1 protein-coding gene is annotated in these 822 nt (G+C 59.6%); it reads left to right on the top strand.

Annotated features, from left to right (window positions below):
* Positions 1 to 822: immunoglobulin-like domain-containing protein (locus HU806_RS26200; protein WP_186615800.1), on the top strand; the 822-nt coding region annotated here is incomplete at both ends.

Raw genomic sequence — 822 nt, 5'->3', positions numbered from 1 at the left:
TGACGTTGACCGCCACACCAACCGTGAACGAAAACGGCACGATCACCTACACCGCTACTTTGACCGGTGCTGACGGCAAACCCGTCACCGCACAGAACGGTCCGGTCACCGTGACTTTGGACAGTGGCAAAACCATTACCATCGCAGCCGGCGCAAGCTCGGGCGTGCTCGACGTAACCGTCGGCAACGACGTTTACCAAGGCCCGACCACCATCACTGAAAGCATCAGTACCGCCACTGGTGGCAACCTCGAAGCCATTGCGCCGAACACCGCTCCGGTCAACACCATCGTCAGCGATGTCGATGACACCACCACCGTGACATTGACCGCCACACCGACCGTGAACGAAAACGGCACCATTACCTACACCGCGACCCTGACTGGTGCCGACGGAAAACCCGTCACGGCGCAAAATGGTCCAGTGACCGTCACGCTCGACAGCGGTAAAACGATCACCATCGCTGCCGGTGCAAGTTCGGGTGCGCTTGATGTGCCGGTCGGTAATGACGTCTACCAAGGCCCAACGACGATCACCGAATCGATCAAAGATGCATCCGGTGGCAACCTCGAAGCTATCGCACCAAACACCGCTCCGGTCAGCACTATCGTCAGCGATGTCGACGACACCACCACCGTGACGCTGACCGCGACACCAACCGTGAACGAAAACAGCACCATCACCTACACCGCCACTTTGACCGGTGCCGACGGCAAACCCGTCACCGCACAGAACGGTCCGGTCACCGTGACTTTGGACAGTGGCAAAACCATCACCATCGCTGCCGGCGCAAGTTCGGGTGCGCTCGATGTGCCGGTCGGTA

The sequence above is a fragment of the Pseudomonas sp. SWRI154 genome (assembly GCF_014268645.1).
Classification (GTDB): domain Bacteria; phylum Pseudomonadota; class Gammaproteobacteria; order Pseudomonadales; family Pseudomonadaceae; genus Aquipseudomonas; species Aquipseudomonas marvdashtae.
The sequence above is the reverse complement of the archived record's forward strand: the minus strand, read 5'-3'. Positions and strand labels throughout refer to the sequence as shown.